We start from the raw sequence: 1,941 nt of genomic DNA on the forward strand, positions 1-1,941 counted from the left end.
ATGATGACCGCCGCCTTCACCTATCAGCTCGGCCCCTCGGCCCGGCGCACGCTGCCCGCCGGATGGTCCGGCATGGTGCCCGCCGCCATCGCCACCCGCGTTGAGGCGGAGAAAGCCGGGGCCCGCGTGACCGTTGAGGAGGAGGAAGATGCTGATGTCCCTGTCACCACCAAACCGCCCAAACCCGCAGCCACCATCCCTGCCGAGCCCAAACCCGCAGCCACCTCGGCTGTCGACGCCAAACCGTCTGCCCCTGCGGCCACGGGGGACAGTGCAAAAGGGGATCAGGCTGGTGCATCACAAAGCCCCCAGCCTGCCGCGACCATCCCCGCCGCGCCCGCAGCCGCAGAGTCCGGAGCGCCCGCTGCCCCGGCTACCCCGGCTGCGCCGGAGACGGGGGGCGCTTCCGATCCGGCATCGGGCGACACCACCGATCCGGCATCGGGCAGCACCGGAGCCTGATGACATGGACCCCTTCCAGCGCGCTTTGGAGGACAGCTTCGCGCGCCACGGCCTGCCCGCCACGCTCGATCCGGACGGCGGGGCGGTGCCGGTGCGTCTGCTGCCCGCCCGGGCTGACGAGATCGCGAGCCTGGGCGAGCTGCGCGTGCAGAGCGCCACCGGCCTTTTCGAGATCCTCGCCAGCGCCTTTGCCGGTCATGGCAAGGGGGCGGTGCTGCTGATCGGGGCGGAGCGGCGCCGCGTCCAGCATCACCGGATCCGCGATCCGCGCCGCTATAAGGTGCTGCTCGACACGGTGCCGGCATGAGGGGGCCGCGCCTCGAGGCCGCTCTGCAGGGCGATCTGCGCCGCTATCTGCAGGAGGAGCTGGACCTTACCACGCTTGCCGTTACCGAAGGCATCCGCACCACCGGTGCCCGGCTGAAGACCGCGCTGCGCGCCGATGTCGTGGCGGGCGGGCTCGGTCAGCGGCTGTCGCGCAGCTGGCAGCAGAAGGTCTATCCCGAACATGGCGCCTCGCTTGGCGCCGCCTCGGTGGTGCGGACCGGGGCGCCGGAGCTGATCCGGGCTTTCGCCGAAGGGGTTGTCATCCGCGGCAACACCCGGTCCTTCCTTGCCATCCCGACACCGGCGGCGCCAAAGCGCGGCGTCGGGCGCAAACGTCTGACCCCGCAGACTTTTCCCGAGCATATCTACGGCCCGCTGCGCTTTGTCGACCGGCCCGGCAAGGTGGCGCTGCTGGTGGTCGACAACCAGCGCGAGCGGCGCGGCAAACGCGGCGGTTACGCGCTGTCGCGCAGCAAACGGGCACTGGCCAGCGGTCATGGCCTGCTCACCGTGCCGATGTTCTTTCTGGTGCCGCAGGTCCGGCTGCGCCGCCGCCTCAACGTGCAGGCTGTCGTCACCTCGGTGACGGCGGGGCTTGCCCGCGAGATCGACGCGGCCTTTCAGGCGCAGGGCCCCCGGCGGCGGAGACGGCGATGACCAGCCGTCACGAAGCCGCGCTTGAGGCCATATTGTCGGTATTGGCGCCGCTCTCCGCCCAGGTGATGCGCGAGGAAGATCTGCCGGTGCTCTGCCCGCCCGAGGGGCTGGTCAACCTTGTCCCCGAAGACCCCGAGGAGGAGGGCCAGCAGCTTGGCACCGGGATCCGCGAATGGTCCCGCCCGGTGGAGCTCGAATGTGTCGTGCAGGCCGCCGAGGGTGCGGCGCGGGCGGCGGCGCTCGACACATTGCTGTCGCAGGTCGCGGCGCTGCTGCTGGCCGATCGCAGCCTTGGCGGCACCGTCAGCTGGTGCGAGCCCGGCGCGCCGCAGACCAGCGACACCGTGCCCATGGAGGGCGCGGAAAGCCTGAAGGGCGCCGTGCTGCCCGTCACCCTTTACTACGAAACCCCCCAGAATCCGATGGAGTGATCCCATGCCCAATGCCCGCGGAAACGAGGCCCGGCTCCTCGCGCGCCGTCAGCCTGCCTTTGGC

4 protein-coding genes are annotated in these 1,941 nt (G+C 70.9%); all 4 read left to right on the forward strand.

The genetic code is table 11. The features are described from left to right. The coding region (locus BLR51_RS27955; protein ID WP_089852599.1) for a hypothetical protein at positions 1-462 on the forward strand (462 nt) is incomplete at its 5' end. A 4-nt stretch (positions 463-466) separates the two neighbouring features. Next, a complete protein-coding gene (locus BLR51_RS26935; protein ID WP_089852600.1) occupies positions 467-769 on the forward strand; it encodes a head-tail joining protein in 303 nt (100 codons plus the stop codon). After that, positions 766-1,446, forward strand: a complete 681-nt coding sequence (locus BLR51_RS26940) for a DUF6441 family protein (protein ID WP_089852601.1) — start codon at positions 766-768, stop codon at positions 1,444-1,446. The genes BLR51_RS26935 and BLR51_RS26940 overlap by 4 nt, the downstream gene beginning before the upstream one ends. Next, positions 1,443-1,877 carry a hypothetical protein gene (locus tag BLR51_RS26945; RefSeq protein WP_089852602.1) on the forward strand — a complete coding sequence of 145 codons (435 nt, stop codon included), beginning with the start codon at positions 1,443-1,445 and terminating at the stop codon, positions 1,875-1,877. The genes BLR51_RS26940 and BLR51_RS26945 overlap by 4 nt, the downstream gene beginning before the upstream one ends. Positions 1,878-1,941 lie beyond the last annotated feature (64 nt).

Origin of the sequence: Salipiger marinus (assembly GCF_900100085.1) — a bacterium.
Classification (GTDB): domain Bacteria; phylum Pseudomonadota; class Alphaproteobacteria; order Rhodobacterales; family Rhodobacteraceae; genus Salipiger; species Salipiger marinus.

Bases quoted from the DNA above. Each gene is read 5' to 3' on its own strand.
- BLR51_RS26935 (WP_089852600.1), top strand. From the start codon at position 467: ATGGACCCCTTCCAGCGCGCTTTGGAGGACAGCTTCGCGCGCCACGGC.
- BLR51_RS26940 (WP_089852601.1), top strand. From the start codon at position 766: ATGAGGGGGCCGCGCCTCGAGGCCGCTCTGCAGGGCGATCTGCGCCGC.
- BLR51_RS26945 (WP_089852602.1), top strand. From the start codon at position 1,443: ATGACCAGCCGTCACGAAGCCGCGCTTGAGGCCATATTGTCGGTATTG.